The following is a 24,443-nucleotide window of genomic DNA, read 5'->3' as shown; positions in this document are numbered from 1 at the left end:
GGCTCACGCCTTATGAGGTGTCCAGTCAGCACGCCCCATGATGCTGACGGGAGGATACGGATAACGTTCGTTGTGACGGCCGATCCAGTCGCGATAGTCGTATCGGATGCCGGGAAAGCCGATCATCTTCCACCCCACCATATCGCGGTTGCCGCCATGGATAGGATCGGAGAAAAATCCCTCAGGCACGTCTTTCAGCAATGCATCGAAGAAGCCCTGTGCATCGACGTCCTCGAATTCGACAGTGCCGGATTCGATTGTCTTGAGCACGCTATCCTGCTCGTCGGCCGAAAGATCCGCAAAGCCCTTGCCGCCATTGTTGACCTTGCAGATCCGGTCAAGATTCGCGAGCCCCTTGCGATATAGTTCGGCCGGAGTGACCGGCGATTGCGAGCCCTGCTGCTTGATGCCTTTGACATAGGGGCCAAGCTTGTAGAGACCCGACGAAGCGCCATAAGGACCCTTGAGCTGACGATCGATAAAAACCGCGCAGCCCGCGTCCTTGCCGCCCGGCGTCTCCCGATCAGGCGGAATGATGCGATCGACGATGGCTTCCATGGCGCGGGCTTCATCCGCCGTGAAGAATTTCCAGGGACCGGGACGTTCGATGTGAGGCTCCGAGGACGGAAACGGCGACCACGGCATATGCTCGCGGATCTCGGACGCATGCGTCAGGGACGTCGAACTGGCGAGCCAGAGCGCGGAAGCAGCAAGAAAGGTACGACGATCGAGCATGGGGGGTTGTCCGATGATGGCTAAAAAACGTGCGACCACCGGGTTCGTTCCTATGCACGCCCGGAGGGACTGCCCGTCGCGTAGAGCTGAGCTAGCGAGATCGGATCGTCTTCTTTCGGCAAGCCACATTCATCCTCGCTCGCGACAAGACCAGCCCTTATGGTCGAGATGGTCGGCGAGGCGGCGTACCCATTCCAGCCTTTCGGATACGATGTCGTCCGCTTAAGAGATTTCGGTCGGAAGCTTCCATTCCGGCCGGGGTGTAAAATCTTCGGCGACTTGCTCCACATGAAGGCCGCGCGGCAAGATTTGCCCCCCCTGTTCATCCGCGACTGGAATATCCGTGATCAGGCCGGACCGCAGGGCTCGTCTCCAAGCATCCAGCTCGGTAGACGCCGCTGCCCCGATACGTTGATCGTGATAGAATAGAGCATAGGCCATTTCTCTCTCCCTCTCACCACCAACGTGCCGGAAGCGGAATCGTCTCTTCTGCATCCTCGCCAACTCATTCACTTTCACATGAAAGGCTTGCCTCCGGTGACCGCAACGGTGGTTCCTGACGTATAACTGGAAAGTGGGTCGGCCAGCATGACATGGGCCGTCGCCAATTCTGCGGGCTGGCCGGATCGCTTCATCGGAAGCTGTTTGGCCGGGATCACGGATGTCGCCGGCCACGAGGACGGCTTTACGGCCCTCTTTCTCGATCAATGATTTGAGCGACTGGGCGCCCTCGCTTTCGTTCAGATAAGCGACAAGAAGGTCGGCCCCCTCACGAGCAAAGACTATGGCGATAGCCCGGCCGGTTCCGCTGTCGCCGCCCGAGATGATAGCTCTCAGACCGCTTAGAGCGTTTCGAGCGAAGTGGAATCCGGTTCGCGTGAAGAAAACGCGTCAAATCAAGAAGCTAGAGTCTTTCATCGTTTCCATGAAACGGTGAAAGACTCTAGCCGATCCGCTCCCTGCGGCATCGACCTCTAACGTCGGCGGCATTTGCCCAACACGCCAGCGAACGACCTGTTCCAAACGCTGAACTCGGGAATGTCTAAATCCCACGCATCGTTCTTCCGATTGACCGATCGGCGCGAGTTCTCGCTGTTCAGGGAACACCATGAGATCGCGGCTTACATGACGCCAGACGCCATGCGTCTGGGCGTCAGCGCAGGCGGAGACCAAGGCGGATTATCTGCAGCTCGAATTACGGCCCGGGAATCCGCGCCGCCGCATTCTCGGTTCCAACCCGCTCAAAGATTTTCAGGATCTCGTCATGTTCGGAAATAGACTAACCCTGCTCGCCGCCGCGCTGTGGCGGCTGAGGATTAGTTGAGGGATTCGTATCGTACTTGGATAGTCTCATAATAAGCCCGCCAGTGACGAGCGGTTGCAGATCCGCCTCGAGGCTGTCAGCAATCTCCTTGGCATAGACCTCCCGGTCATCCACGTAGAGCGTAAAGGATTTCAAATATTTTTCTTTCTTTGCTGAGTTATCGATCGTCGCCTTGGTCCAATGATAAAGCGGATAGCTCTCGATTCCGCGCTCCTCGGCCGCAGCGACATACTCCGAAAAGGCGTCGAACTGACACTTCGGCACGGCGCGATGCCTTGCGAGAATATCGAAAAGACCGGCGAGCGCCGGTTCATGCACCTGTCTCCGTATCGACTCCGCCGCAGCGGGATCGTTGACATCGAATCTAACCTGATACTGCCACTGAGAAGCCACGTCCCTCTCGCTCTCCGGGCGCTCTCGACGAACGCCCCCGAGTTGTCATCCGGCTCGCCGAGCCTATTTCTCCCTTGTGACTATGTCCAGCGAGCGAGGCCTCGAGCCCTGCCGGGCGCCGGCGACAAGGAAGCGACATATCACGGCATCTCGGATACTTCGTGCCATCTGACGGCCTGCGCCGCCTTGCAATCACTTTCGGCGGCCTGGCGGTTGCGCGGCTCGCGGGTTCAACACGAGACGACCTCACCAGCGCCGTCAGGCTCACGACGTCGATGCGACCACCTCCAGCATCACCTCCGTCGCGCCGCCCGCGATGGAGAGGATACGCGCATCACGCGCAATGCGCTCGATCGCGCTCTCGCGCATGACGCCCATGGCGCCGTGGAACTGCACGCACGCATACGAAACTTCGTTGACGAGTTCGCCACAGATGGCTTTCAGCATCGATATCTCGCGCAGGCAATCCTCATCCGCCGCCATGCGCCAGGCGGTGGCATAGAGAAATTCGCGGCTGGCTTCGACCTTCGCGGAAAGCATCGCGAGACGTTGACGGATCGTCTGCATGTCCCACAAGCTGCCTCCGAAGGCGCGCCGGGTTTTCACGTAAGTGAGGGTCATATCGATCGCCGCCTTGGCCGTCCCTATCGCCATGGCGGCGAGGACAAGGCGCTCGTTCTGGAAGTTGCGCATGATGGAGTAGAAACCAAGTCCTTCCGCGCCGAGCACGTTATCGGCCGGGATACGGCAACCGTCGAAGACAAGCTCCGCCGTGTCCGAGGAGCGCCAGCCCTGCTTTTCCAGCTCGCGTGCGACGCTGAATCCCGGCGTGCCCTTCTCGACAAGGAACATCGTGATCCCGTTGCTTCCCGCAGACGCGTCAGTCTTGGCGGCGACGCAATAGAGGTCCGCATGGACGCCATTCGTGATGTAGAGCTTGGTGCCGTCGAGTATATAAGAGTCGCCATCCCTAATCGCGCGCGTGCGGATGGCCTTCACGTCGGAGCCCGCATCCGGCTCCGTGATGGCGACCGCGGTGATGACTTCTCCGCTGATAATACCCGGCATCCAGCGAGCCCGCTGAGCTTTGGTCCCATCGTGAAAGACGTAGGAAGAAGCCATGTCGGTATGAACCAGCATCGCGTCGGCAGCGCCGCCATAGGTCGAGCGCCCAAGCTCCTCCGCGAAGACCGTTGATGCAACGGCGTCCATCTCGGCGCCGCCATACTCAGCCGGATAGCGGATGCCGAAAAAGCCGAGTTCACCCATGCGGCGCAGGGTCGGGCGGGGAACGAACCCCTGCTCTTCCCAACGATCCGCACAGGGCTTGATCTCCTCCTCGACGAACCGGCGGACCTGATCCCTCAGGAGCTCATACTCCGCCGCCGCCCAAGGCAACTCCGGTCCTCGCGCCGGTGCATAAGCTTTGTCCATCATCTTTATCCGCTCTGCTACGAGTCCAACGCAAAAGCTACCGTCAAGGTCCGAAACCAGGCCATCCGGAGGCTTTCGGATAAGCTAAAGTTCGATTTCCTCTCTCGGTCCCTCCGAAAGTGAAGTGCCGCCGGAATTGGCCGCCCAGCGCATTCCGTCGATCATTTCCGCCAGTCCGGCGAGTGTCGGGCGCTCGAAGAGATTGCGAAGCTGCACATCGAGGTCGAACGTTTTTCGCATGCGCGAGACTGCCCGCATCACCAGAAGCGACTCCCCGCCCAGGTCAAAGAAGTTGTCGTGACGCCCGATGGATTCGATCTTCAAAAGATCGCACCACAGCGCGGCCAGCGTTTTCTCGGTCTCCGTCGAGGGAGCGGTGAAGTCTTGTGTGGGCTGAATGTTGTCCGCCGTCGGCTCGGGAAGCGCGGCGCGGTCGATCTTGCCGTTGGACGTGAGCGGCATCCTTTCGAGAGGGACGTAGTAAGTCGGAATCATGGATTCCAAAAGCTCTTCGGCAAGGTGGGCACGCAGATCGGCCACCGTCAGAGGTTTCGACGACACATAATAGGCGACAAGTCGCGCGATTCCATCTTGGGGCGCCGGTGACTCGGAATGACCGATTTGGGCCGCTGTTTGTGTCGCCGGTTTCGCAACCGAGGTGGAAATGGCGACGACAGCGCATTCGGGAACGTGGGGATGCTTGAGAAGCCGCGCTTCGATCTCGCCCAGTTCGACCCGCGCGCCGCCGACCTTCACTTGATGGTCGGCACGGCCGAGAAATTCCAGGCTCCCTTTCGAATTCCAGCGGGCGAGATCGCCCGTCTTGTACAGCCGCAGATTCGAAAACCCACCTTGCGGATCAGTCGCCATGCGGAACCGCTCGTCAGTCAAGTCAGGACGATTGAAATAGCCTTTCGCCAGACCGTCGCCGGCTATGAACATCTCACCGATGACGCCGGGGCCGGTGGGCTGATAGGCTTCTCCAAGAACATAAATTCCCGTATTGGCGGCCGGAATTCCGATCGGCACCGACGCGGCCAGGTCCCGGTCGATGTCGAAACGGTGAATCATGCAGCCCACCGTGGCTTCGGTTGGTCCATATTCGTTATAGATCTCGACGGGATGCGGGATGGCTTTCGTGATGTCGCGAGCCAGCTCGGTCTTGAAGTCTTCGCCGCCCACGATGAATTTGCGCAGTCTTGTGCTCGAAAGATCGCGATCGCGAACCATCGCGAGATGCGCAGGCGTCAGCTTTATGATGTCGACGGCATTGTCGTCGATGATCTTGAGCACGACCATGCTCTGCATTCCGGGATCGCCGAGATACACGACGATGCGACCGCCGATTATCAGCGGCGTAAAGAGCGTTGTGACGGTCAGGTCGAAAGCGAGGGACGAGAAAAGAGGCCATGCGAGGCCTTCACCGGAACAGTACACGCCAGCGGCCCACCAAATGTAATTCACCAGGCTCCGGTGCGCGATCTCGACGCCCTTGGGGGTACCGGTCGAACCGGAGGTGAAGATGATATAGGCGGTGCCGTCAGGCGTGGCAGCGGGCGGGCCGGCGGAGACCGGCTGATTCAAAATCGAACTGAAATCAGCATCGAGCACCACGATGTCGGCCAAGCTCGGAGAAATGACGGATTGCAGGCCGGTCTGAGTGATCACCACCGGCGCCCGACCGTCGGTCCCGTTGGAAATGTCCTTCAAGATTATTGCGATGCGGCCCTCCGGCGTTGCCGCATCCACCGGCACATAGGCTGCGCCGGACTTCAGAACGCCCAGGATCGCAACGACGACTTCAATGGAATGCGTCATGAACACAACGGCAATCCGTCCCGGCCCCATGCCGGTCGAGCTCAAAAGCGCGGCCATCTGATTGGAGCGTTCGTCGAGCTGCCGGTACGTCAGCGTCGCGGTGCCGAAGCGGATCGCTTCAGCATCGGGGCTGCGCGTCACCTGTTCGCGGAACAGATCGATGATCGTCCTGTCGGACGGATAGGACGCTACCGTAGCGTTGTATTCGACAACCAGCGCTTGATGATCCGCATCCTTCAGCAGAGGGACCGCTGTGCTTCCCGCCGCGATAGGTAGGACTTCATTCATGAGATGTGCTCCCATTCGCCAATCAAAAATCAGATCACGTCAATCGTTCAGCTTTTTGGTTGCCTTGCGATAAAGCTCTGCGATGGCGGATGCTTCAGGATCTTCCAGCATGGAGGCTGCGCGGCAGTTCGCAGGCCCGAAATAAAAATCGGCATGAGGCGCCACGCGAAGCCATCGGCGGGCTGCTGCACCCGACCGCAGCCAGTCCGTGTTGGGAAGAACTATGCAAACTCGGCCCGAATACGGCATGGGAATGTACCGTCGAAAGGCGGCCATTGCCGTGGATTTGAGTCGAGCCCTGCTCTCCAGCACGGGATCCGCCACCACTGGCTGTTTGCGCTCGCGAAAGCGGATGACGAGGTCACGTAGGCGATTGCCGAGGCGGCCGCTGACATATCGGAGACGAGCGGCGAACGTCGGACGCTTCGCGATCTCGCGCGCGATCGCCTCAACATGACTTCTGGCAGAAAAATACGCGAGACGCGGCAACTTCTCATTGGTCGGAGGATAAAGAGGACCAAAGAGCACGACGCATCGCACCTCCGCTCCGCGTTGCCCCAGGATTTTCGCCAGCTCGAACGCTGTCGAAGCGCCGGAGCAATAGCCGGCGATGATGTACGGGCCAGCCGGCTGATATTCGACGATCTGGCGAGCGAAGTACTCTGCGATGTCTTCGACGCGTTCCATCGGCTCGCTTTGTCCATCGTAGCCAGACGGCTGGAGCGCGTAGAACGGTTGATCGTCGCCCAGATGTTTCGACAGATCCGAGAACGTGAAAGGCGCGCCGACATGCCCGGGTACGGCAAAAATTGGCGTGCGCGTTCCCTGAGACTGCAGGGGAACGATTGCAGGTTGTTGCCTCGCAACCGTCGCGGCCATGCTCAGAAAATCCAGGATCTCGTCCTTCCGGTCCCGCAACTGCTCGCGAAACTCGGCCGTCAATGCGCCGGCCGGGGCATTGCACCGCAGCCGGTCGTCGTCTGCCCAAACCTTGATGTCCCTGGCCGCAAGAGTTGCAAGCAACTCCGCGACCGGTATCGCGCGCAATGACATGGGGCTGAGTTGTGCTCTCGATTGCGACGTGGACAAAACAGGCTCGGTCCGAATTGGTTGAGTTACTTGTCTATCGGCAGTGAATGTTGACATCGCGAAAACTCTTCCGACTACCATTCATCCCGAACGACCACGCTCCCGACATACCCGGGCTTGGGTATGAACCTTCTGACGGCCCAATCCTTTTCATCCCAGGAAATGGGACGACCCAAGCCGCATCCGAGAGCTTTGGCGACGGCCTCAAGCCCGGTCCAACGCCAGAGGAAGCCTTCCAGCCGGTGTTCCGCACCCAGAGCGGCGTATGAGCCGTACTCGGAGGCTGAAAAGCAGAGCGCCGCGATCTCGTCCGCTTCCGGCACCGGGAGAACTGCCTCGATGTCTACCCCGACTTCTTGCCTGGTCGCGAGGGCGATCACCCCCACCTCTCCGGATCGTGAAACGCTGAAGTGCAAATCGCCGGCCGGCATGCGGCGTGAGAGACGGGGTTTGCCTCGCCATCCATATTCCAGCTCGATGTCCGACGGTGAGATGCCCAGTCTGGACCCGAGGACTCGACGCAACTGCCCACGGGCAGCAACAAAGCGGTCGCGATCCCGCTCCAGCCTCAACCTTGCGGCGCGCCGGCGCTCCTCCTGGTCGAGGCAGGCACCTATCTCGCGAATAACGTCCTGCTCCACATCAAGCATGAATGCCAGGACCTCAAAATCGTCGTTCTGAAGCACCGGCATTATGATCCCGGCTGTCTTATCGGGAAAGCCCGATGCGCCGAGGCGATCCTGTGCGCCCACTCCGGAGGATCGGATAAAGTCGGGTTCACAGTCAGGAGTCATGGGCGGATTCCGGTGTCGCTGGAGCGCGCATGCGCACCAACGCATTCTTTCAAATGAAGGGCAGCGCCATTCCACGCGGAATTGCCCGATCAATCAATCAGGCAAGAGAGCAAACAAAGAGCAACTATAGATATTTAGAGGTACCGCCCGCGAACGGGCCCGATGACTTGACAGAACCGGTATCGATCCCTCCGGTCGCGCCTGCGGGATCGAACTATCCTGCCGGACCAAGCAAACGCTTGGCCCTGCTCACCCGGCATACGCACGGATGGTTCCAAAGCATGGCGGCGCTGCGCGGGTTGTAAGGAATCCGGCTAGCTGCTTAGCTCCGTCTTGAAGCGCCCAACCAAGCGCTCTCCATCCCACAATTCCACGTTACGGGCGCCGACAATCTTCCTTGCGGATTCGATCGCCTGCGTGTCGTCCGCGCTCACTATGAGCGTGTCGCCCTGGATGTGGCCCTTGTCGTTGAGAATGTAGACTCGATAATCGGTCACCTAACCTATCTCCGGACTTCAACTGCCGCCGCCAGACTGGCGATCAGCATCACAAGTTTATAGCGCGAACAGCTTTATAACGCGAACGGCCCAGGTGGAACTACCATCCTTTTTGCATTGCGGCGGGCACCGTCATGAATGCATCCCTCCACAAACAAAAGTTAGGACGGGAACGAAATTCCACTCCCCAGATTTATTTCCACGCGTCACAGTAGTGCCAGCGCGAATCGTGTTGCTGGTCCTAGAAAGGCTCCGTTCTTCTCAGGTTCGGGGCCTTTCTTTGGAGGTTTGGAATGGAAGAGAAAGTATTTCCTCCCCACATCGTTGGTTTCATGAATCGCAAGCGCGAGAAGGAAAAGCAGCAGGAAGAGAAAAGTCAGGAGTCGCGGTAGCCATCAGCATTCCTATCGTTGACTCGAGCAGGTTTTTGCCCAAGGCCGTCGGTCGTCCTGCCCCTGGATGATACTTGGGGATACCTGCCGCTCCCGATCCTGAAGTCGACTGGATTGACGCTCGCCGGTCTCCGTTCCGGACCTGGTGTGTTTTCCGTTTTCTCTGAATCCTCCGAGACAGACCCGCCCGGGCCATCTTCAAGGATGTTCGCCTGCCGCAAAAGTCCGCCATCAGCGGTTTTTTCGTCAGCCTTTGGGAGATTCCAGAAAATATCGCACGGAGCGGCTGGCGACGACGTAACCCAATCTCCTCTGACATTCGCCGCTCACAGGGAATTTCGCTAATTTGGCAGCGGCTTATATGTGGCTCTCGCACCGCACCTTCCAGAACGACAAATCTCGTTCGGGGATGCGCCGTCCGAATCCGCCCTGCAACAGGGCGCTGCCCGAATGAGCCGACCATGCCGGCGAGGCGCGCTCGCAGAGTGCTTCGATAACATCGCCCGCCTTCAGCTTCCGTGTGATACGGACAGCCGGTCTCACACGGCTGAGCTCGTCGACGATGCACAACATCCCGAGTACCTTGCCCATCGTGCACGGACGGGAAATTGCCGCGCCAGAAAAACCGTTCTGATCGAATGCCGCAATGCTTGACGTGCCGGTTTCTTTCGAAGGCGTCAGCCAATTAAATTGCAAAAAGTGGCACGACTTTAAATTAATGGCTGCATTCAATGCATGTCGCTAGTGCTTGCGCGGCACGACGGACAAAACGGGGGCAGGTCAAGGACTGTCTTGCCGTGGACCAGAGCTAGTCGTCATCAATGCGCAGAGAGGACAGTGATCTCATCAATTCATCAATCTGCTCGCGGTGAATCCAGCCGGCTGACGGCCGCAAGTCCCGCAATCGGGCAGCGATGCGCACGTGATCTGTGGCGCTCCCGAGCTTGATTCCGATTTCACAGACGAGCAGCGCGACCTGATGATCGGGATTATCAATAAGAGGGCACAGCCGCGGCCAATCCCGACGCGGCACGCCGATTTCGGAAAGCACTCCAAGCGCACTCCGACGCTTACGCAAATAGGATACACTTTCCCATTCTGTGCCTTCACCGGGTTCTAACGCGGCCGTCACCAGGGCGGGACGAGCCTTGAACCCAAAGCCTCGCAGGATCGCCTCTGCCGTCAAACGAAGATGATCTTCTTGAAGCGCGTCGACAAAAATAGGCAGAGAATCAGCGCAGAAGAACGACCCGAGCCCGGCAAGGACCCCCTGAAGTGGACGGTGGCGGGCAAGGTCCGCAAGCAAGTTATAGACCCACGGCTCACGAAGATGCGCGACCGCGCGCGCTGCGGCGCCGACAACCGCGTCATCTCCAAGCCGCTCAACCGGATCAGCAGCGTCGCGGCGCTTGCGAAGGAAATCGCCGAGAACGGAAAATGCCTTGAGCGCCGCCAGTGCCTCCACCGCACGGCACCGAACTTGGAAGAGTCCACTCGGCTCACGCTGTGTCAAAATCTGACTTAACGCTGGTATAGCATCGGTTCCAAGCGCCAATATCTCGGCCACACTGTCATCACCATCGTGGAATGAGGTCAGGTGATTCAGCGCGCGACTCAGACGCGCATCAAAAGTCTGTTCCGGATAATTGGTTACGGAGTCGGAAGGCATCATCTTCAGCTCCCCTCGGGGAAAGCTCCTCGCACGTATCCGACCGGATACGGATCGCGTCAAAAGCCCAAGATCCCAGATATTCAAGGACAGCGCCTTGCGGTTGCTATGATCTCGCGGGGCTGATGACTCGTCCACGGCGTTTGTCGGGAGCCTCCATTCCCACCGGACTAAATATAAGGTTGGTTCTTTCACGCGAAATGGAAGGACACCGCACTGAACCTTCTCACGAGGGAAGGTGATCAATGGATATTTGCAAATATCAGGAGCATCAATTGTCGAATGCTTTCAACGCAAAGCACAAGGAAGGCATTCTCGCATTGCGTGCGTTGTGCGAGAACCATAGGTCTGCCATGCATTTGCATCATCATCGACAGCCTCGAGCGGACGACGATCAGAAGATCGAGGGGAAACGAAATGGCTGATAGCGCAAATGCCGGCATTGTCATCGAGATCGTACTGTCAGCAGAAAACGGTGGCTGCTCTCGCTGCGGATGCCCCGGATTCCGATTACAAGCTACCCCACAAGATCGAGGTTCATGCCAACAAAAGTCAGTACGATCCCGCCGACAAACAGACACACTCCCCACCTAAGCGAAGAGCCATAGAAAGTTTTGGCCAGCAGGGCCCCTAATCCGCCGAGCGCGATAATTGTGATCGCCAGCCCCAGCCATGGCGGAGACGTCAACCAAGCGCAGAGAATCAAAGGAAAGAGCGCGCCCGCCAAACTAAAGCCTGCTGCTAACAAGGCCTTGAAGAGCGATTCGAAAAATACGCTTCGACCGAGGCTCGTGGCAGCGAGCTTGCCATGCGCCATCAAATTCAATTCGCGCTCATGTCGCACCAGTTCGACACGCAGCTGCGCGTAGTGCGCGACAAAGAACACGAAAATGGTCGTTGCGCCGGCCGCTACGCTTACTCGCAGAGCGAGGCTTAACGTTGCCCCCTCGCCTCCGGCGTGTATCAGGTGCCCGGCCGCCAACGTCAGTGCGTTCAAGATCCCATCAATCAATCCGGCGACGATGTCGAGACGGTTAGTTGGGTGTCGAACAAAATCGAACGCCTTCATCGGACACGGGGAATCCGTGGAATGATGCGCTCACCGACCGCGATCTCGTCCAAGCTATGGACGACAGCACCCGTTTTTTCGATCGCCCCTGCGATCTCCTCATAACTCATATTGCTGCCCTCGATCGACACGTTCATGCCAACGGTTTCAATGTCGATTTCCTCGACCGTGATGTTCACGGCCTCGACTCCCGTGCATCGGTCGAGTGCGGCTGCAATTTCGAGCAATGATGGCCGGGCAACGGCTTTGTCGACATCAAGGAGCAGCTGGCGAATGTTCATTCGTCACACCTCTTGGGACGTTTGCTAAAAAATGCCAGACTGCGTGTCATATAGAACCCAACGCGGTATTTGCGGAATGACAAAAGCAACGAACCAGCAACCAGGCGTAAAGACCCGCGCGCCTGACTGCGTTTTCTGCGCCTTGCGCGATGGGCCTGCCGTCGTTATGCGAAACGAACTGACATTCGCGGTTCGCGATACAACGCCGGTTACATTCCTCCACACCCTGGTTCTTCCCTATCGCCATGCCGCGACATATTTCGACCTGACGGATCCGGAGCTAGCCGCAGCCAATGAATTATTGCGACATCTTCGATCGGAGATCATGGAGACCGATCCCCTGGTGAAGGGTTTCAACGTCGGCGCCAATGCCGGCCTGGTTTCCGGCCAGACCATATTCCACTGCCATGTCCATCTGATTCCCCGTCGCGACGGCGACGTCCCTGATCCTCTTGGCGGTGTACGCGCGGTCATTCCCGACAAAATGCGTTACTAAGAATTACGACGCAGTTACTCTGGTTCTTGACAATCGAGAGAGGGAAGGCCAGTCTTGTACACGGCGATGGAGTTCGCCTTTTAACCGCCCTCGGGGCTGATGACTCCTGTCGAGCCAATTTCTGGCAGACGGGAGTTATGCACCTTGCTCAAACGATCCCCCCAAACAAATCGTCGGTCAATAGCAAGGTTGTCCTTCCCCGTGCGGGGAGGCCGCCCGTGACCGCGCGCGATGTCCTCCTCCAAATCGCTCAGGTGCTCACCACGCTGCTGCTCGCACCCTTATTGCAGGGCGTAATCCTGCAGTTTCAGGAACGGGTCCAGCGCAGCCAGGGCCCGGGAATCTTTCAACCTTATCGCGATCTCCGGAAGCTGTTTCACAAGCAGATCGTCGTGCCCGAGACAGCGTCCTGGCTGTACTGGGCAGCGCCGATCATTGCGTTCACGACGACGCTAACCGTTCCGATCCTGATCCCGGTTCTCACCAACTTTCCGCTACCACTATCGAACATGGGAGACATTCTCGGCGGCGGCCTGATCCTGACGCTCGGGTCATTCATGATTACGCTCGCCGGCCTCGATACGCGCAGCGCCTATGGCGGCATCGGCTCCAGCCGCTCGGTCATGGTCACCATTCTCGCCGAGCCGACGCTCATTCTGGTCTTTGTCGGCATTACCCTGCTGGCGAAATCGATGCTGCCCTTCGTGGTCAACCATCTCCTCGTCGCGCAGCCGTGGATTTATTGGGGGCCGACCCATCTGTTTCTGGTCGCGGCGTTCTTCGTGTTGATCCTGGTCGAGACTGATCGGCTGCCAATTCATTCCAGCACGCACATCGAAGTCTACATGATCGAGGAGGCGCGGATTCTCGAATATTCGGGGCCGATGCTTGCCATCCTTCGATGGGCGTCGATGATGAAGCAATTCATCCTCTATACGATCTTCTGCAACGTGTTGCTGTTTCCCTGGGCGCTCTCCGTCCGGGGAACGGCGATCGGAGTCGCCGGGTCTATCGGCTCCCTTGCGATCAAATTCCTCCTCGTCGCCTGCGTCGTCGTGCTCGTCGAGACCATACAGTCCCGACTCCGCTTCTACCGATACCAGGAGCCGCTCGCAGCGTCCTTCATGCTGGCGATCCTTGCCATCGTCGGCACGCAACTGAGCTAGTCCCATGCTTGCGGCACATCTCGATCCCCTACCCGCTTCGCTGTTCAGCCTCTTGGCGATTGGCAGCCTGTTATTGTCCTTCGTGATGCTCGGCTCGCGATGGCTTCGCCATTATCTTTTCGCCTTCGCGGCCCAGTCTTGGCTTATCGCTATTCTCTCGGGCGCGGTCGGCTACTACGGAAACTACGACGAACTCTATATCGTTGCGATTCTGACGGCGGCTTTCAGGGGACTGCTGCTTCCCTATCTCATCCTGCGCATCATCAGGCGCCTGGAAGCACACCGCGAAGTTCACGTTATCCTGCAGGCCAGCTCCAGCCTTGTGATCGGTGCATTCGCCGTCGTTTTTGCGCTGGCCGTTTCCTATCGTATTGGCGCTGCCTTAGGTCTTGCCGGAACGATCGTCGTGCTCGCGTTGACGGTCATGCTCTCAATGAAACTGATCGGCTTTCTCATGCTTTCGGTCCGGCATGAAGCGATCAGCCAGATCCTCGGTCTTCTGGTTTTGGAAAATGGCGTTTTTCTCGGAGCGCAAATTCTAGTCCCCGGCATGCCGCTTCTGCTCGAAATCGTCATCCTGTTCGATCTGCTCATTGTCGTCGCCTGCTTCGGCGTTCTGGTGCAGTACCTTTTGACTCACGTCGGCACGACCAGCTCGCTGCAGCTCAAAAGGTTGGTGGGATGACGATGAACGCGGTCGGCGCATTTGTTTTCGCACTTGCCGCAGCGCCGGCCGTCGCCATCATTCTGATCGTGGTCATACACCGACCACGCGCGGCCGAAGCCCTAAACCTTGTTGCCAGCATTATCTCGCTCGTTTCCGTTTTTGCGATTCTGCTCCTCGTGCCCGATACAAAGGTGCTGTTCTGGGGTGAATACATCATCATCGACGGCCTGGGCACCTGGTCGATTCTATGCGCCGCCATCGTCTACTTTCTCGCTTCGATCTATGCGATCGGCTACATGCGGTTGCTCGGCGAGGAGGATCGCCTTTATCGTTTCTACGCCATGTTCGCGGGCTTCGCCTTAAGCACGCTTGTCGGCCCGATGATGAACAATGCCGGGCTCTACTGGATCGCGATCGAACTGACGACTCTAATCAGCACATTCCTGGTCGCCTTCGAACGCGAGGCCGAAAGCATCGAAGCGGCCTGGAAATATATCATCATCGTGTCAGCAGGCATCAGTCTGGCGCTGCTCGGAACCGTGTTGTTCTACTGGAGCGGCACGTTCATTCTCGGACCGAGCTACGACATGACATGGGAGACCATCGAGCACATCGCGCCTCGCCTCAACCCGCCTTTGGTCTCCCTGGCTTTTCTGCTGGTCCTGATCGGATACGGCACGAAGGTGGGCCTCGCGCCGATGCACACCTGGTTGCCGGACGCGCACAGCGAAGGCCCCGCGCCGGTGTCGGCTTTGTTGTCCGGCGCGCTCCTCAATACCGCGATGATCGGCATCGTGCGGTATCTCATGGTCGCTGACGCGGCCGGGATCGGATCGCTGGCGCATGGAACGCTTCTCGCGCTCGGCGGCTTCTCGTTGCTCGTCGCAGCGCTATTCATCGTTCGGCAAAAGGGCCTCAAGCGGCTGATGGCCTATTCCAGCGTCGAGCACATGGGCGTCATCGCGCTAGGGTTCGGCTTCGGCGGGCCACTCGGCATCGCCGGCGCGCTTTACCACATGCTGAACCACTCGCTGAACAAGTCCGCGATGTTCTTCGGCGCCGGAAGCATCATGCGCGCATACGGGACAAAACGGATTACGGCAATTCGTGGAGTTCTCCGCAACTTGCCGGTGCTTGGCGGACTATGGCTGGCAGGCGCAGTCGCCATCACCGGCGCACCGCCATTCGCACTCTTTCTCAGCGAATTGTCCATCATTCGGGCTGGCCTTGCGAAGGCGAACTATGTCCTCGTCGTGCTCATGGCCGGGCTGCTCATCGTCATCTTCGTCGGCTTTCTCAATCACTTCAAGGCAATGTACTTCGATAACGGCACAGTGCCCGAAAGGAAGGTGGCTCCCGTCAGCACCTGGTGTCTGGCGCCGGTGTGGCTCGCGCTCGTCCCTCTGCTCGTCATGGGATTATGGTGGCCGCAAGCACTATGGGATCATTTTCAAACGATCGCGCACGCGCTGACCGTGATGTCGCCGGCGGAGGTCGCGCGATGAACGGGATGAGAATCAAACCGTTGACAGCGGAGGGACTCCGCGCAGCCGCACAGGCGTTACATGAATCCGGCGGCCGGGTCCAGTTCGCTTATGCGTGGTCGCCTGAAGGCTCGAAAACTGAAGTTCGCTATATCTGCGCGGTTCCGGATCAGCAAGATTTCGACGTCTGGACGGTCGCCGGACGCAAGCTTCCGAGCCTTGCGCCCATCGTTCCGCTTCTCGGGTGGTACGAGCGTGAAATGATGGACCTGCAAAAAGTGGGGTTCAGCGGACATCCCGAGCCCTACCCGCTGATCCTTCGCGATAGCGACTCGACCCAGATCAATGGTGGAGGCCTCAATTCGTATCCGCCGACGAACGGCCATGCGCATCTGCCTGCGATCGAAACCGGCGAGGTTCAGCAGCTTCCGTTCGGGCCCATCCGCGCCGACGTCGTGGAGTCCGCCGAGTTCACGTTCTTCTATATCGGCGAACGCATCATCTACTATCAGCCGCGACTCTTCTTCAAGCATCGCGGGATGGAATCCTGTTTCGAGGGGCAACGACCGGATCACGCTGTCGTCATAGCCGAACGGATCTCCGGTGTCGGCAGCCTCGCGCATGCGCTGGCCTATTGCGAGGCGATCGAACGCGCCGCCGGATGCACGGTTCCTGTCCGCGCGCGGGCGTTGCGCGTTCTGCTTGCGGAACTGGAACGGATCTACAACCATCTCCACTATCTCGGTCATCTCTGCCACACCACATCCCTGAAGGTCGGCGAAGCGCAAGGCAAGCTGCTGGAGGAAAAGGCCAAGCAAATAATCGCCCGTTTGACCGGCAGTCGCTTTTTGCGAAGCCTGTTGACACCGGGCGGACTCCGACGGGATCTGACGCCTGATAGGTGGCTCGGTGCATCGCTGGAGACTCTGCGCCAGGAGTTCGTCGCCTACGTCGAACGCCTGGAATCATCAGAGAGCCATCTTGACCGGCTGATCACGACCGGACCGTTGCCGGAGCGGATTGCCTTCGACCAGGGCGCAACGGGACCGATCGAACGGGCCTCCGGTCTCGATCGCGATCTTCGACGCGACCATCCTTATGCACAATATGCAGAGTTGCCGCTCACCGTCAGCTCATTGAAAGAAGGCGATGCTTACGCGCGTGAGCGCGTCCGCATCGCGGAGGTCGAAGCCTCCTTCATTCTCTGCCAGCGCGTCCTGCTTCTTTTGGAATCCGGACCTATTCGATCCGAATGCGTTCCGCCCCCGCTGTCGCACGGACTGGGCTGGGCCGAGGATCCGCGCGGCTCCCTGTTCTATGCTGTCCATATCGGCCGAGACGGACGTCTCGCTCGCGTGAAGATCAAGTCGCCGTCGTTCTCGAACTGGCGAGCGTTCCCCTTCACGGTGCACGACACGAACATGATGGACTACGCGATCAACGAGGCAAGCTTCGGCCTGACCATTGCCGGTTGCGACCGATAGGAGGCATCCCATGGCGCTGTGGACCTTGTTCGGACTAGCGAGCGGAAAAGCAACAACGCCGTGGCCGAAAGATGGAGCAAGCGACGGGCAGGACGGCGTTTTGGGCATGCCGCGCTACAATCCAGCTTTGTGTGAGGAGGGTTGCGCGGAATGCGCGGCCGCGTGTCCGACGCACGCCATTCAAGCAAAAGACGGCGGTCTTTCCGTTGACTATGGACGCTGCGTTGTCTGCCAGCTTTGCACCGAGGCATGCCCCGGTGGCGCGATGGAGCCGTCCCACGATTGGGCGTTCGGTGTTCGTGACCGAACCGACCTTGTTTGGTCGAATGATCGCACGAGCCATCCAGCCGCGGACCGAACCGAGCGGAGAGCATTTCGTCGAAGCCTGCACATCCGGCATGTCGATGCAGGATCATGCAACGGCTGCGAGTCGGAACTTCAGGCGCTCAATAATCCGTTTTACAACCTGCATCGACTGGGGATCTTTTTCACGCCATCTCCTCGCTTCGCCGACCTCTTGTTGGTGACCGGGCCGGTCACCCGCGCGATGTTCGAGCCCCTCAAGGCTGCATACGAGGCGATGCCGGAGCCTCGTTGGGTCATGGCGGTCGGAACCTGCGCGGTGTCGGGAGGAATTCCCGGAGGCAATTACGCGTGCGGCACCGGACTCGAGGGTGTCCTTCCCGTTGATCTCTATCTTCCCGGTTGCCCGCCAAATCCGTCCGCGATCCTGCAGGCCCTGTTGATGTTCCTTGATCGCGCCCCCCAACGCGTGCGAGGGGGACAAATCAGTGGCTAATCAACCTTTGCTGCTTTGCGTGATCCTCTGGCTCGCCGCAGCGGTCGCCGGTTTGAGCAGTTTCATCGCTATTGGCCGCGTCTTATTGGCCGTTGGCGCCGCGACCGGCGTCCTGGCAACGATCATCGGCTTGCCGGCGGCGACGTCCGCGTTCGTGCTGCCCGGTCAGATCATGGGAGAAGCGGTCGCGTTTCGTCTCGATCCGGAAGCGCTCTGGCTCATGGGCTTCGGTCTTGTTCCGGCCGGCTTTGCCTGTGCGTTGATGTCGCCATCCCAAAGCGGTTCTCAAGGCTGGATTCTCGGAGCCGCCATCAGCCTTCTTGGCGCGCTCGGTGTATTCGGTCTCCAAAATGGAGCAGCACTGATCGTCGCGTGGGAACTGATGAGTCTCGGCGGCGCCGTGATGATCCTGTCGGATAACGTCGACCCGTCGCGAGGACGAACCGTTCTGTTCATGTTGGCGCTGCTCGAAGTCGGAGCCGTCGCATTGATCCTCGCTGTTGCGGTTTTGGGACTGCACGCCGCCTCACTCGGTTTCACGCAATTCATCCATGAGGCAAACGCGCTTTCCTATGGAATGGTGATTGGCATTGGCCTTCTCTTCCTGATCGGGTTCGGCGCCAAGCTCGGCCTGTTACCGTTCTATGAGTGGTTTCCCGGTGCTTACGGATCCGGCAGCGGTGCATCGGCAGCAATTCTCTCCGGCGTCGTGTTGAACGCTGCATTTTTTGCTTTGTCGCGATCGTTGATGGAATGGCTGCCGGTCGCACCCGATGGCGCGTTTCCGACGCTCGCCGTGATCGTGATCGTCGTGGCGACCGTCAGCGCAGTCCTGACCATCCTCTATGCTTTCCAACAGGATGACTGGCGTTGTCTCCTGAGTTTTTCCTCGGCTGAGAATGCCTCGATCGCAGTCGTTGCGCTCGGCGCATCGATGCTCTTTCGCAGCTATCAGCTTCTGGATCTGGCCGGGCTCGCCTGGACGGTTGCGTTGCTGCATCTCGCCGGGCACGCGCTGGCCAAGGGCACGCTGTTTATCGCCGCCGATGGCCTGCGTCGAGCCAACGGCAATTACGCAATCGCCTATAGCGGCGCCGGAAGTCATTGGCTGTTCGGTATCGGCGCTGTCCTGGCCGCAATGAGTCTTGCGGCAATGCCGCCGGTCGCCGGATTTGTCAGCGAGTGGTACGTCTTCCAGACCGTCTTTCAGGGGTTCAATCTTCCCTATCTCGGCGGTCGTCTGACGCTAGCGTTGACCGGCGCGGGGTTGGCCCTCACCGCCGCGATCGCGTTTGCGACCTTCGTCAAGGTCATCGGCCTTGGCGTGCTGGGGCGCAATGCAAAGCGACCTGCCCCTATTCGGAGAGCCTACTCAATCTCGGTTGGTCTTATTGGCCTGGCCGTCCTCGCTCTTGGAGTCGGCATGCCGCTCTGGCTTTCGGCATTGGACGGCGCGACATCGCGGCTGTTCGGCAGCGTCGTCACAAACCTCATGCATGACGGACCAATACTGGTCCCCTTGACAGCGAAGTTCGCGTTCATCTCGCCCAGTCTCTTGATGGTCGTCATGCCGTTGCTGGCGCTGATTCCGATCGCCTTCGTTGTCCTGAGTCGGCGCCGGCCGATCCGCCGGGTACCGGTTTGGTACGGCGGCCTTGCGCCCGATCCTGTCCGCGCCTCCACCACCGCCCTGACGTTTTCCAACGCGATGCGCACCTTCTATAGCTTCGTCTATCGACCGACGGCTGATACCGCGCAGGACGGGGACGCCCAGGGATATTTTGTCAAGAAGCTCGTATTCGAGCACGACGTCGCACCGGTCTTCGGACCGTTGCTGTTTCAGCCCGCGGTGCGGGTCGTCCAGGCCATGGCGCGCACGCTGCGGCTGTTGCAATCCGGACATCTCAATTTTTACCTTGGCCTGATCGGAATTCTCCTCGTGCTGATCCTCGGGCTGACGCTGGTCTGATTCTTGTTTTGACGCGTTTTCTTCACGCGAACCGGTATCCACTTCGCTGGAAAACGCTCTGGTCTTGCAGAGGCTAACGATACGATGTGGACGTACGGAGCAATCGCGATCTTTGGGGTGCTTGGCTGCTGGGCGCGATTTGCACAGACCAACCTCGTGCAGGCTGTTTATGGCCGCGATTTCCCCTATGCCACCATGAGCATCAACATCATGGGAAGCTTCTTTATGGGATTTCTGTTCGTGGAAACCCTGGAGCGCCTCACGCTTGGGCCAGCGCTCCGTACGGGAATCCTGACCGGATTCCTCGGCGGCTATACGACGTTTTCGACCTTCGAAATGGAGACGCTTCTGCTCGCCGAAGGCGGCGAGGCGCTGAAGGCCGGCCTGTATCTCCTGCTCTCGGTCGGTCTCGGCTTTCTGGCTGCATTCGGAGGGGCCTACGTCGCGCGCAACCTGTGAGGAGAGAATCATGACGGAAGAAATCCTGATGGTCCGTGTTTATTTGCACGAGGCCGATCACGGGCGTCGAAAAACCTTGATGCAGGAGATCCTGACGCTGCTTCAGGATCAGCACGGCGTTGAGGGCGTCACCGTATTCCGCGGCATCGCCGGATTTGGTGCAAGCGGAGAAGTCCGCGCCGACGACATTCTCCGTCTCAATGTCGACTTGCCCCTCATGATACAGTTTTTCGACGTGCCGAAGGTCGCTGAAGCTGCAATTGGAATTCTTGGCGATCTGGTTCCGGGCAGGCATATCGTCTCCTGGCCGGCGAAACGTTACGGCGCCGCCACATCGCTATCGAACAAAAGCTAATCGCATGCAATCGCCGCCGACAGAGATGCGCAAGCGCAATTCCAGACTTCCGGCGAAGTCAGAAGCGAACGCTGCGCCAGCACTCGCTTTGACACATGGCCAAGCCATGTGGCTAATGACTGAGCTTGGCCTCCGCGGTGGGGTGAGTGGATCGACTTTCAACTCCTACATCAAATCCCTGCGCAGGCTCGGAATCCCTTTCGAAACAGGCAAGGCGCAGTCCAAGGGACATCGGCATGTCACCTACGATTTCGAGGAGTTGATGGAGCTGACGGTTGCATTGCTGTTGCGGGTGTATGGAACAGTACCTGACGCCGTGTTGGTTGGTCTTCGCAATTTCCGCAATGATCTTCGGCCGATTTATCGTCAGGCGTTCCATGATTCCATCACCAGAACGTTTCCTGCGGCGCGAGTTGTTGAGCGCGCCGGACGCCATTTAACAGTCGAGGGACTCTTCCTGGACTTGAACATTCGATATGTAGCAGGACAAATGGTTGAATGCGGTCCACCGAAGGCCATGTCGCCGTTCGAAGCGATAGAGACTTTCACCCACGCCGAAGTGCCTGGCCGGTCTTATCTGCCTCTAAACGTCACCGCCGTCGCCGAACTGATCGTAGGACGCTCCTGTGTGGCGCCGTCAATCCGCCGTGGTCGCGGCGCGCCGCGCGCCCACACAGGATAGCAATGGTAGCGGAAAGATTCCGTCCGCTGCTGTGGCTTGCTTGCCCCGTTAGGCTCGCGCAGGTATCATGAACAAGATGGGGATGGAGTCCCCCGAAACCGCCGAAAGGCTGATGACTCCTACCGCGCGAATGATCGTGGTAGGAAAGTTGTGACTCCATAGTCCCTCGTTCTCCGCGACAGGATTTATCCCGCAGCGACCCCTGCGTGAGGATTCCTCATTTGGCGCCCTTGATGTCGCACAAAGGGGACGGAGGACGTCATGGATAGAATTATTGCGGTGCTCGGAGACGAAATCCTCGATTCGCGTGGCTGTCCGACACTGCGCGTCGAAGTCCGCTTGCAAAGTGGCATCCGCGCATTTGCATCAGTACCATCGGGAGCGTCCACCGGTGAGAGCGAAGCGCATGAGCTGCGGGATGGAGATCCCAAGCGCTATGGCGGCCGCGGAGTCCTCAAGGCGATCGCCAATCTGGAGGAAATCGGCCGTGTGATCCGTGGCCGTGATCCGACTAAACAGGCCGATCTTGATCACCTTCTCATTGAAACAGATGGGACCGAGACGAAATCGCGTCTTGGCGCCAATGCGATTGTTGGTACGTCGATGGCGATTGCCCGCGCCGGTGCGCAGGTCTCCCAGAAGCCACTATACGCTTATCTCGCAAATGCAGCGGGCTACCGCATTCCCGTTCCAATGATGAACGTCATCAATGGAGGAGTTCACGCCGCGAACTCTCTCGACTTCCAGGAATTCATGATCGTGCCGCACGGCGCACCATCGTTCCGCGAGGCTATGCGGTGGAGTTCCGAAACCTATTACGCGCTTCGCAACCTTCTCATCGAGAAAGGTCTCACCATCGGCGTCGGCGACGAAGGTGGCTTTTCACCGAACCTGGACAGCAACGACGCAGCCTGTTCGCTGATCGTTGAAGCCATCCAGCGTGCCGGGTTCATTCCAGGCGAGCAGATCGCCCTTGCAATCGATCCGGCTGCTTCGTCGTTCTGCCGCGATGGCTCGTACGATCTGAAAAAGTCCGGCGCCGGAACAATGGATAGCGTCGCTCTCGAAGCGCTTTATAGGAACTGGATCAAGCGCTTTCCTATTGTCTCGATCGAGGACGGGTTCGGCGAGCACGATTGGCCGGCCTTCCAGGCTCAGATCGCTGAACTCGGACAATCGGTCCAGATCGTCGGTGACGATCTGTATGTGACGAACCCCAAGCTGATCGAGCGCGGCGTCGCCGAGACAACAACCAACGCCGCTTTGATCAAGCTTAATCAGATTGGCACCGTTTCCGAAACGGTCGCAGCCATCTCAGCTTGCCGCGCAGCGGGATGGAATTACATCGTCTCCCACCGTTCCGGCGAAACCGACGATCCGTTCATCGCGGATTTTGCTGTCGCGATGAACGGCGGTCAGATCAAGGCTGGCGCTCCCTGCCGCGGCGAGCGTCTGGCGAAATACAATCGCCTGCTCGAAATTGAGCGTGAGGTTGCCGGCCAAAGCTTCTACCTGTCTCCCTTCGCCGCAGATCACGCTCGCTCTAAGGATAACCTCCGCACCGCCGAGGTTTCCGTGTCCTCGGGACAGGACGTCGTGGCTGTGATCGAGGAGGCCTCTTCAGCCCGCCGGTGTCTGACCGTCGCTCAACGGGCGGCGCAACTCGCGGGGAATATTCCGTTAACAGCGCTTCACATCTGTGTTGATCCCGACAAGCTCATCGCAGCCGCCGAGGAAATCGACCTTCAAACGATGCGTGAGCTGCGCGAAGGTACCGCCCAAGAGCGATTACATCAGGCTCGATATATATTTGAAGGCTGGCTGGCGTTTTCCGGTGCTCGCGTCAAATGGCTCGAACATGTCGGCGATATCACATCTTCCCTGGTCGCCGAGGTAAAGGGCGCCGGGCTCATTGCTGTAGCACAGCCGCATAATCTCGATGCCGCCGACGCGCTGCACGCCGCGATCTTTAATACCGGTCGTCCGGTTCTGTTTGTGCCAACCGAAGGCGACCTCCCCCCGACATTGGGCGAGCACATCGTGATTGCGTGGAAACCGCGGACGCAAGCGCGCAAGGCGATCGCGCGTACGATACCCTGGCTCCGAGCGGCCAGGCAACTCACGATCGTCGCTGTCGACGAAACCGGAGCCGGCCAGGGCTGCGCGGAAGCGCTGGGATTTCTGAAGGACCAAGGCATTTCGGCCGAGGTCCGGCATGTGCATACCCAGCCGGGCCAACATATCGGTGCGCGTTTATTGTCGGAAGCCGAAGCGCTCGCGGCTGATGCCATCGTTATGGGCGCGTTTCGTTTCGGCCAGATTTTCGAGTGCGTATTCGGCGGGGTGACGCATGAAGTTCTCAGGAACACCCGCTTGCCGGTTTTCATGATGCACTGATCGACCGGCGAAAGCCGCGCGCGAGACGGATGTTAACCCACCAAGTCTGTCGATTACTTCTTTCGAAACACTGGCCTCCGATTGAGATGGTTACGTCCCTGCTTCGCTGAACAGATTCCAATGCCGGTCGCTCCTTAAAACCTCTTGACGTCGCGTCGTCGGCAGACGAGCATGAGATGGGGAATGGAGTCTCCCTTTAATCAAACTGCCTCGGTGCTGATGACTCCTACCGCAGTATTTTGCGGTGGGGCGTGTCTGCCTGTACGCATGACGCCTGCGACCGCAGTTCGGGGAGGCGCGGCGCGTGCTGGATGCATATCTTCGGCGGTTAGTTCAAAACGGATCACTCGGTATTATTTGGCCAGACGGCCGCCAGGCTCGCTATGGTGAAGGGCACCGCCCACAGGTGGTGGTACGGCTGAATGGCCTCTTTACACCACTGAAGCTTGCTCTTCATCCTTACCTTTATCTTGGCGAGTCCTACATGGACGGCTCGCTGTGTCTTGAGCGCGGCACGTTGCGGGATCTCATGGACCTCCTCTGCAGGAATTATGCGGGGCAGCACGATGGTTGGCTGGTTCGGCTCGCGCGTCCAATTATTAGCAGCCTGACTCAGCACAATTCCCGCCGACTTGCCCGACGAAATGTGGCGCACCACTATGATCTCTCCAATAAACTGTATCGGCTTTTTCTCGACAAGGA

Annotated in this window: 23 protein-coding genes, 2 pseudogenes and 3 riboswitches; of the genes and pseudogenes, 11 read left to right on the top strand and 14 right to left on the bottom strand. The window is 58.9% G+C overall.

Going from position 1 to position 24,443, the window contains the following annotated elements; all coding sequences use genetic code 11:
* Nucleotides 1–3 precede the first annotated feature (3 nt).
* From BGN91_RS10865 to BGN91_RS10805, 13 genes and pseudogenes are all read right to left on the bottom strand, one after another.
* Nucleotides 4–735, bottom strand: coding sequence for a gluconate 2-dehydrogenase subunit 3 family protein (locus BGN91_RS10865; protein ID WP_292613015.1), 732 nt, complete (start codon nucleotides 733–735; stop codon nucleotides 4–6).
* A 222-nt stretch (nucleotides 736–957) separates the two neighbouring features.
* Nucleotides 958–1,176 carry a hypothetical protein gene (locus tag BGN91_RS10860; protein ID WP_292613013.1) on the bottom strand — a complete coding sequence of 73 codons (219 nt, stop codon included), beginning with the start codon at nucleotides 1,174–1,176 and terminating at the stop codon, nucleotides 958–960.
* A 74-nt stretch (nucleotides 1,177–1,250) separates the two neighbouring features.
* Nucleotides 1,251–1,572: pseudogene (locus BGN91_RS10855) on the bottom strand (SDR family oxidoreductase).
* A gap of 442 nt (nucleotides 1,573–2,014) precedes the next feature.
* The gene (locus BGN91_RS10850; RefSeq protein ID WP_292613010.1) at nucleotides 2,015–2,452 is read right to left on the bottom strand and encodes a hypothetical protein; all 438 of its coding nucleotides are present in this window, start codon (nucleotides 2,450–2,452) and stop codon (nucleotides 2,015–2,017) included.
* A gap of 264 nt (nucleotides 2,453–2,716) precedes the next feature.
* A complete protein-coding gene (locus BGN91_RS10845) occupies nucleotides 2,717–3,886 on the bottom strand; it encodes an acyl-CoA dehydrogenase family protein (protein ID WP_292613008.1) in 1,170 nt (389 codons plus the stop codon).
* A gap of 84 nt (nucleotides 3,887–3,970) precedes the next feature.
* A complete protein-coding gene (locus BGN91_RS10840; protein ID WP_292613005.1) occupies nucleotides 3,971–5,992 on the bottom strand; it encodes a non-ribosomal peptide synthetase in 2,022 nt (673 codons plus the stop codon).
* A gap of 39 nt (nucleotides 5,993–6,031) precedes the next feature.
* Nucleotides 6,032–7,045 (bottom strand): alpha/beta fold hydrolase, encoded by a 1,014-nt coding sequence (locus BGN91_RS10835; protein WP_292613003.1) that lies wholly within the window; start codon nucleotides 7,043–7,045, stop codon nucleotides 6,032–6,034.
* Nucleotides 7,046–7,155: 110 nt separating this feature from the next.
* Complete coding sequence (locus BGN91_RS10830) at nucleotides 7,156–7,875, bottom strand: 4'-phosphopantetheinyl transferase superfamily protein (RefSeq protein WP_292613001.1); 720 nt, start codon at nucleotides 7,873–7,875, stop codon at nucleotides 7,156–7,158.
* A 314-nt stretch (nucleotides 7,876–8,189) separates the two neighbouring features.
* Entirely contained in the window at nucleotides 8,190–8,372 is a 183-nt protein-coding gene (locus tag BGN91_RS10825) for a hypothetical protein (protein ID WP_292612999.1), read from the bottom strand.
* Between the two features lie 749 nt (nucleotides 8,373–9,121).
* Nucleotides 9,122–9,496, bottom strand: a complete 375-nt coding sequence (locus BGN91_RS10820; RefSeq protein WP_292612998.1) for a hypothetical protein — start codon at nucleotides 9,494–9,496, stop codon at nucleotides 9,122–9,124.
* Nucleotides 9,497–9,572: 76 nt separating this feature from the next.
* A complete protein-coding gene (locus tag BGN91_RS10815) occupies nucleotides 9,573–10,436 on the bottom strand; it encodes a hypothetical protein (protein ID WP_292612996.1) in 864 nt (287 codons plus the stop codon).
* A 514-nt stretch (nucleotides 10,437–10,950) separates the two neighbouring features.
* Entirely contained in the window at nucleotides 10,951–11,502 is a 552-nt protein-coding gene (locus BGN91_RS10810; protein ID WP_292612994.1) for a hypothetical protein, read from the bottom strand.
* Entirely contained in the window at nucleotides 11,499–11,783 is a 285-nt protein-coding gene (locus BGN91_RS10805; RefSeq protein ID WP_292612992.1) for a DUF211 domain-containing protein, read from the bottom strand. The genes BGN91_RS10810 and BGN91_RS10805 overlap by 4 nt, the downstream gene beginning before the upstream one ends.
* A 31-nt stretch (nucleotides 11,784–11,814) precedes the next feature.
* Here BGN91_RS10805 and BGN91_RS10800 point away from each other — a divergent pair, with 31 nt between their 5' ends.
* The 11 genes and pseudogenes from BGN91_RS10800 to eno all read left to right on the top strand — a co-directional run.
* The gene (locus BGN91_RS10800) at nucleotides 11,815–12,279 is read left to right on the top strand and encodes an HIT family protein (protein WP_366408475.1); all 465 of its coding nucleotides are present in this window, start codon (nucleotides 11,815–11,817) and stop codon (nucleotides 12,277–12,279) included.
* A gap of 53 nt (nucleotides 12,280–12,332) precedes the next feature.
* A riboswitch (Fluoride riboswitch) is annotated at nucleotides 12,333–12,395 on the top strand.
* A gap of 102 nt (nucleotides 12,396–12,497) precedes the next feature.
* Nucleotides 12,498–13,445 carry an NADH-quinone oxidoreductase subunit H gene (locus BGN91_RS10795; RefSeq protein WP_292612988.1) on the top strand — a complete coding sequence of 316 codons (948 nt, stop codon included), beginning with the start codon at nucleotides 12,498–12,500 and terminating at the stop codon, nucleotides 13,443–13,445.
* Between the two features lie 4 nt (nucleotides 13,446–13,449).
* Nucleotides 13,450–14,130 carry a hypothetical protein gene (locus tag BGN91_RS10790; protein WP_292612987.1) on the top strand — a complete coding sequence of 227 codons (681 nt, stop codon included), beginning with the start codon at nucleotides 13,450–13,452 and terminating at the stop codon, nucleotides 14,128–14,130.
* Nucleotides 14,127–15,617 carry a proton-conducting transporter membrane subunit gene (locus tag BGN91_RS10785; protein WP_292612985.1) on the top strand — a complete coding sequence of 497 codons (1,491 nt, stop codon included), beginning with the start codon at nucleotides 14,127–14,129 and terminating at the stop codon, nucleotides 15,615–15,617. Before BGN91_RS10790 ends, BGN91_RS10785 begins: the two co-directional genes overlap by 4 nt.
* Nucleotides 15,614–17,080, top strand: coding sequence for a nickel-dependent hydrogenase large subunit (locus BGN91_RS10780; protein WP_292612983.1), 1,467 nt, complete (start codon nucleotides 15,614–15,616; stop codon nucleotides 17,078–17,080). Before BGN91_RS10785 ends, BGN91_RS10780 begins: the two co-directional genes overlap by 4 nt.
* A gap of 10 nt (nucleotides 17,081–17,090) precedes the next feature.
* Nucleotides 17,091–17,879: an NADH-quinone oxidoreductase subunit NuoB gene (nuoB, locus tag BGN91_RS10775; protein WP_292612981.1), complete on the top strand. Its 789-nt coding sequence runs from the start codon at nucleotides 17,091–17,093 to the stop codon at nucleotides 17,877–17,879.
* Nucleotides 17,872–19,848: a proton-conducting transporter membrane subunit gene (locus BGN91_RS10770; RefSeq protein ID WP_292612979.1), complete on the top strand. Its 1,977-nt coding sequence runs from the start codon at nucleotides 17,872–17,874 to the stop codon at nucleotides 19,846–19,848. The genes nuoB and BGN91_RS10770 overlap by 8 nt, the downstream gene beginning before the upstream one ends.
* A gap of 84 nt (nucleotides 19,849–19,932) precedes the next feature.
* Nucleotides 19,933–20,307: a CrcB family protein gene (locus BGN91_RS10765; protein WP_292612977.1), complete on the top strand. Its 375-nt coding sequence runs from the start codon at nucleotides 19,933–19,935 to the stop codon at nucleotides 20,305–20,307.
* 10 nt (nucleotides 20,308–20,317) lie between these two features.
* Nucleotides 20,318–20,662 (top strand): DUF190 domain-containing protein, encoded by a 345-nt coding sequence (locus BGN91_RS10760; RefSeq protein WP_292612975.1) that lies wholly within the window; start codon nucleotides 20,318–20,320, stop codon nucleotides 20,660–20,662.
* A gap of 4 nt (nucleotides 20,663–20,666) precedes the next feature.
* Complete coding sequence (locus tag BGN91_RS10755) at nucleotides 20,667–21,344, top strand: hypothetical protein (RefSeq protein WP_292612973.1); 678 nt, start codon at nucleotides 20,667–20,669, stop codon at nucleotides 21,342–21,344.
* 69 nt (nucleotides 21,345–21,413) lie between these two features.
* A riboswitch (Fluoride riboswitch) is annotated at nucleotides 21,414–21,473 on the top strand.
* A 132-nt stretch (nucleotides 21,474–21,605) separates the two neighbouring features.
* Nucleotides 21,606–22,856 (top strand): annotated as a pseudogene (gene eno / locus BGN91_RS10750) (phosphopyruvate hydratase); the annotation flags it as partial.
* A 1,055-nt stretch (nucleotides 22,857–23,911) separates the two neighbouring features.
* Nucleotides 23,912–23,977: riboswitch (Fluoride riboswitch) on the top strand.
* 107 nt (nucleotides 23,978–24,084) lie between these two features.
* Here the strand turns inward: eno and BGN91_RS10745 are convergent.
* Nucleotides 24,085–24,443 (bottom strand): hypothetical protein (locus tag BGN91_RS10745; RefSeq protein ID WP_292612970.1); only part of this gene is annotated, 359 nt, incomplete at its 5' end.

The sequence above is a fragment of the Nitrobacter sp. 62-13 genome, from assembly GCF_001896955.1.
GTDB lineage: Bacteria > Pseudomonadota > Alphaproteobacteria > Rhizobiales > Xanthobacteraceae > Nitrobacter.
Note: the sequence above shows the minus strand (reverse complement) of the source record. Positions and strands in the feature narration are given on the sequence as shown.

Excerpts from the sequence above, each read along its gene's own strand:
- BGN91_RS10840 (WP_292613005.1), bottom strand. The coding sequence starts at position 5,992 with ATGAATGAAGTCCTACCTATCGCGGCGGGAAGCACAGCGGTCCCTCTG.
- BGN91_RS10830 (WP_292613001.1), bottom strand. The coding sequence starts at position 7,875 with ATGACTCCTGACTGTGAACCCGACTTTATCCGATCCTCCGGAGTGGGC.
- BGN91_RS10755 (WP_292612973.1), top strand. The coding sequence starts at position 20,667 with ATGCAATCGCCGCCGACAGAGATGCGCAAGCGCAATTCCAGACTTCCG.
- BGN91_RS10785 (WP_292612985.1), top strand. The coding sequence starts at position 14,127 with ATGACGATGAACGCGGTCGGCGCATTTGTTTTCGCACTTGCCGCAGCG.
- nuoB (WP_292612981.1), top strand. The coding sequence starts at position 17,091 with ATGGCGCTGTGGACCTTGTTCGGACTAGCGAGCGGAAAAGCAACAACG.
- BGN91_RS10865 (WP_292613015.1), bottom strand. The coding sequence starts at position 735 with ATGCTCGATCGTCGTACCTTTCTTGCTGCTTCCGCGCTCTGGCTCGCC.
- BGN91_RS10780 (WP_292612983.1), top strand. The coding sequence starts at position 15,614 with ATGAACGGGATGAGAATCAAACCGTTGACAGCGGAGGGACTCCGCGCA.
- BGN91_RS10815 (WP_292612996.1), bottom strand. The coding sequence starts at position 10,436 with ATGATGCCTTCCGACTCCGTAACCAATTATCCGGAACAGACTTTTGAT.
- BGN91_RS10860 (WP_292613013.1), bottom strand. The coding sequence starts at position 1,176 with ATGGCCTATGCTCTATTCTATCACGATCAACGTATCGGGGCAGCGGCG.
- BGN91_RS10790 (WP_292612987.1), top strand. The coding sequence starts at position 13,450 with ATGCTTGCGGCACATCTCGATCCCCTACCCGCTTCGCTGTTCAGCCTC.
- BGN91_RS10765 (WP_292612977.1), top strand. The coding sequence starts at position 19,933 with ATGTGGACGTACGGAGCAATCGCGATCTTTGGGGTGCTTGGCTGCTGG.
- BGN91_RS10810 (WP_292612994.1), bottom strand. The coding sequence starts at position 11,502 with ATGAAGGCGTTCGATTTTGTTCGACACCCAACTAACCGTCTCGACATC.
- BGN91_RS10760 (WP_292612975.1), top strand. The coding sequence starts at position 20,318 with ATGACGGAAGAAATCCTGATGGTCCGTGTTTATTTGCACGAGGCCGAT.
- BGN91_RS10835 (WP_292613003.1), bottom strand. The coding sequence starts at position 7,045 with ATGTCATTGCGCGCGATACCGGTCGCGGAGTTGCTTGCAACTCTTGCG.
- BGN91_RS10845 (WP_292613008.1), bottom strand. The coding sequence starts at position 3,886 with ATGGACAAAGCTTATGCACCGGCGCGAGGACCGGAGTTGCCTTGGGCG.
- BGN91_RS10800 (WP_366408475.1), top strand. The coding sequence starts at position 11,815 with ATGCCAGACTGCGTGTCATATAGAACCCAACGCGGTATTTGCGGAATG.
- BGN91_RS10805 (WP_292612992.1), bottom strand. The coding sequence starts at position 11,783 with ATGAACATTCGCCAGCTGCTCCTTGATGTCGACAAAGCCGTTGCCCGG.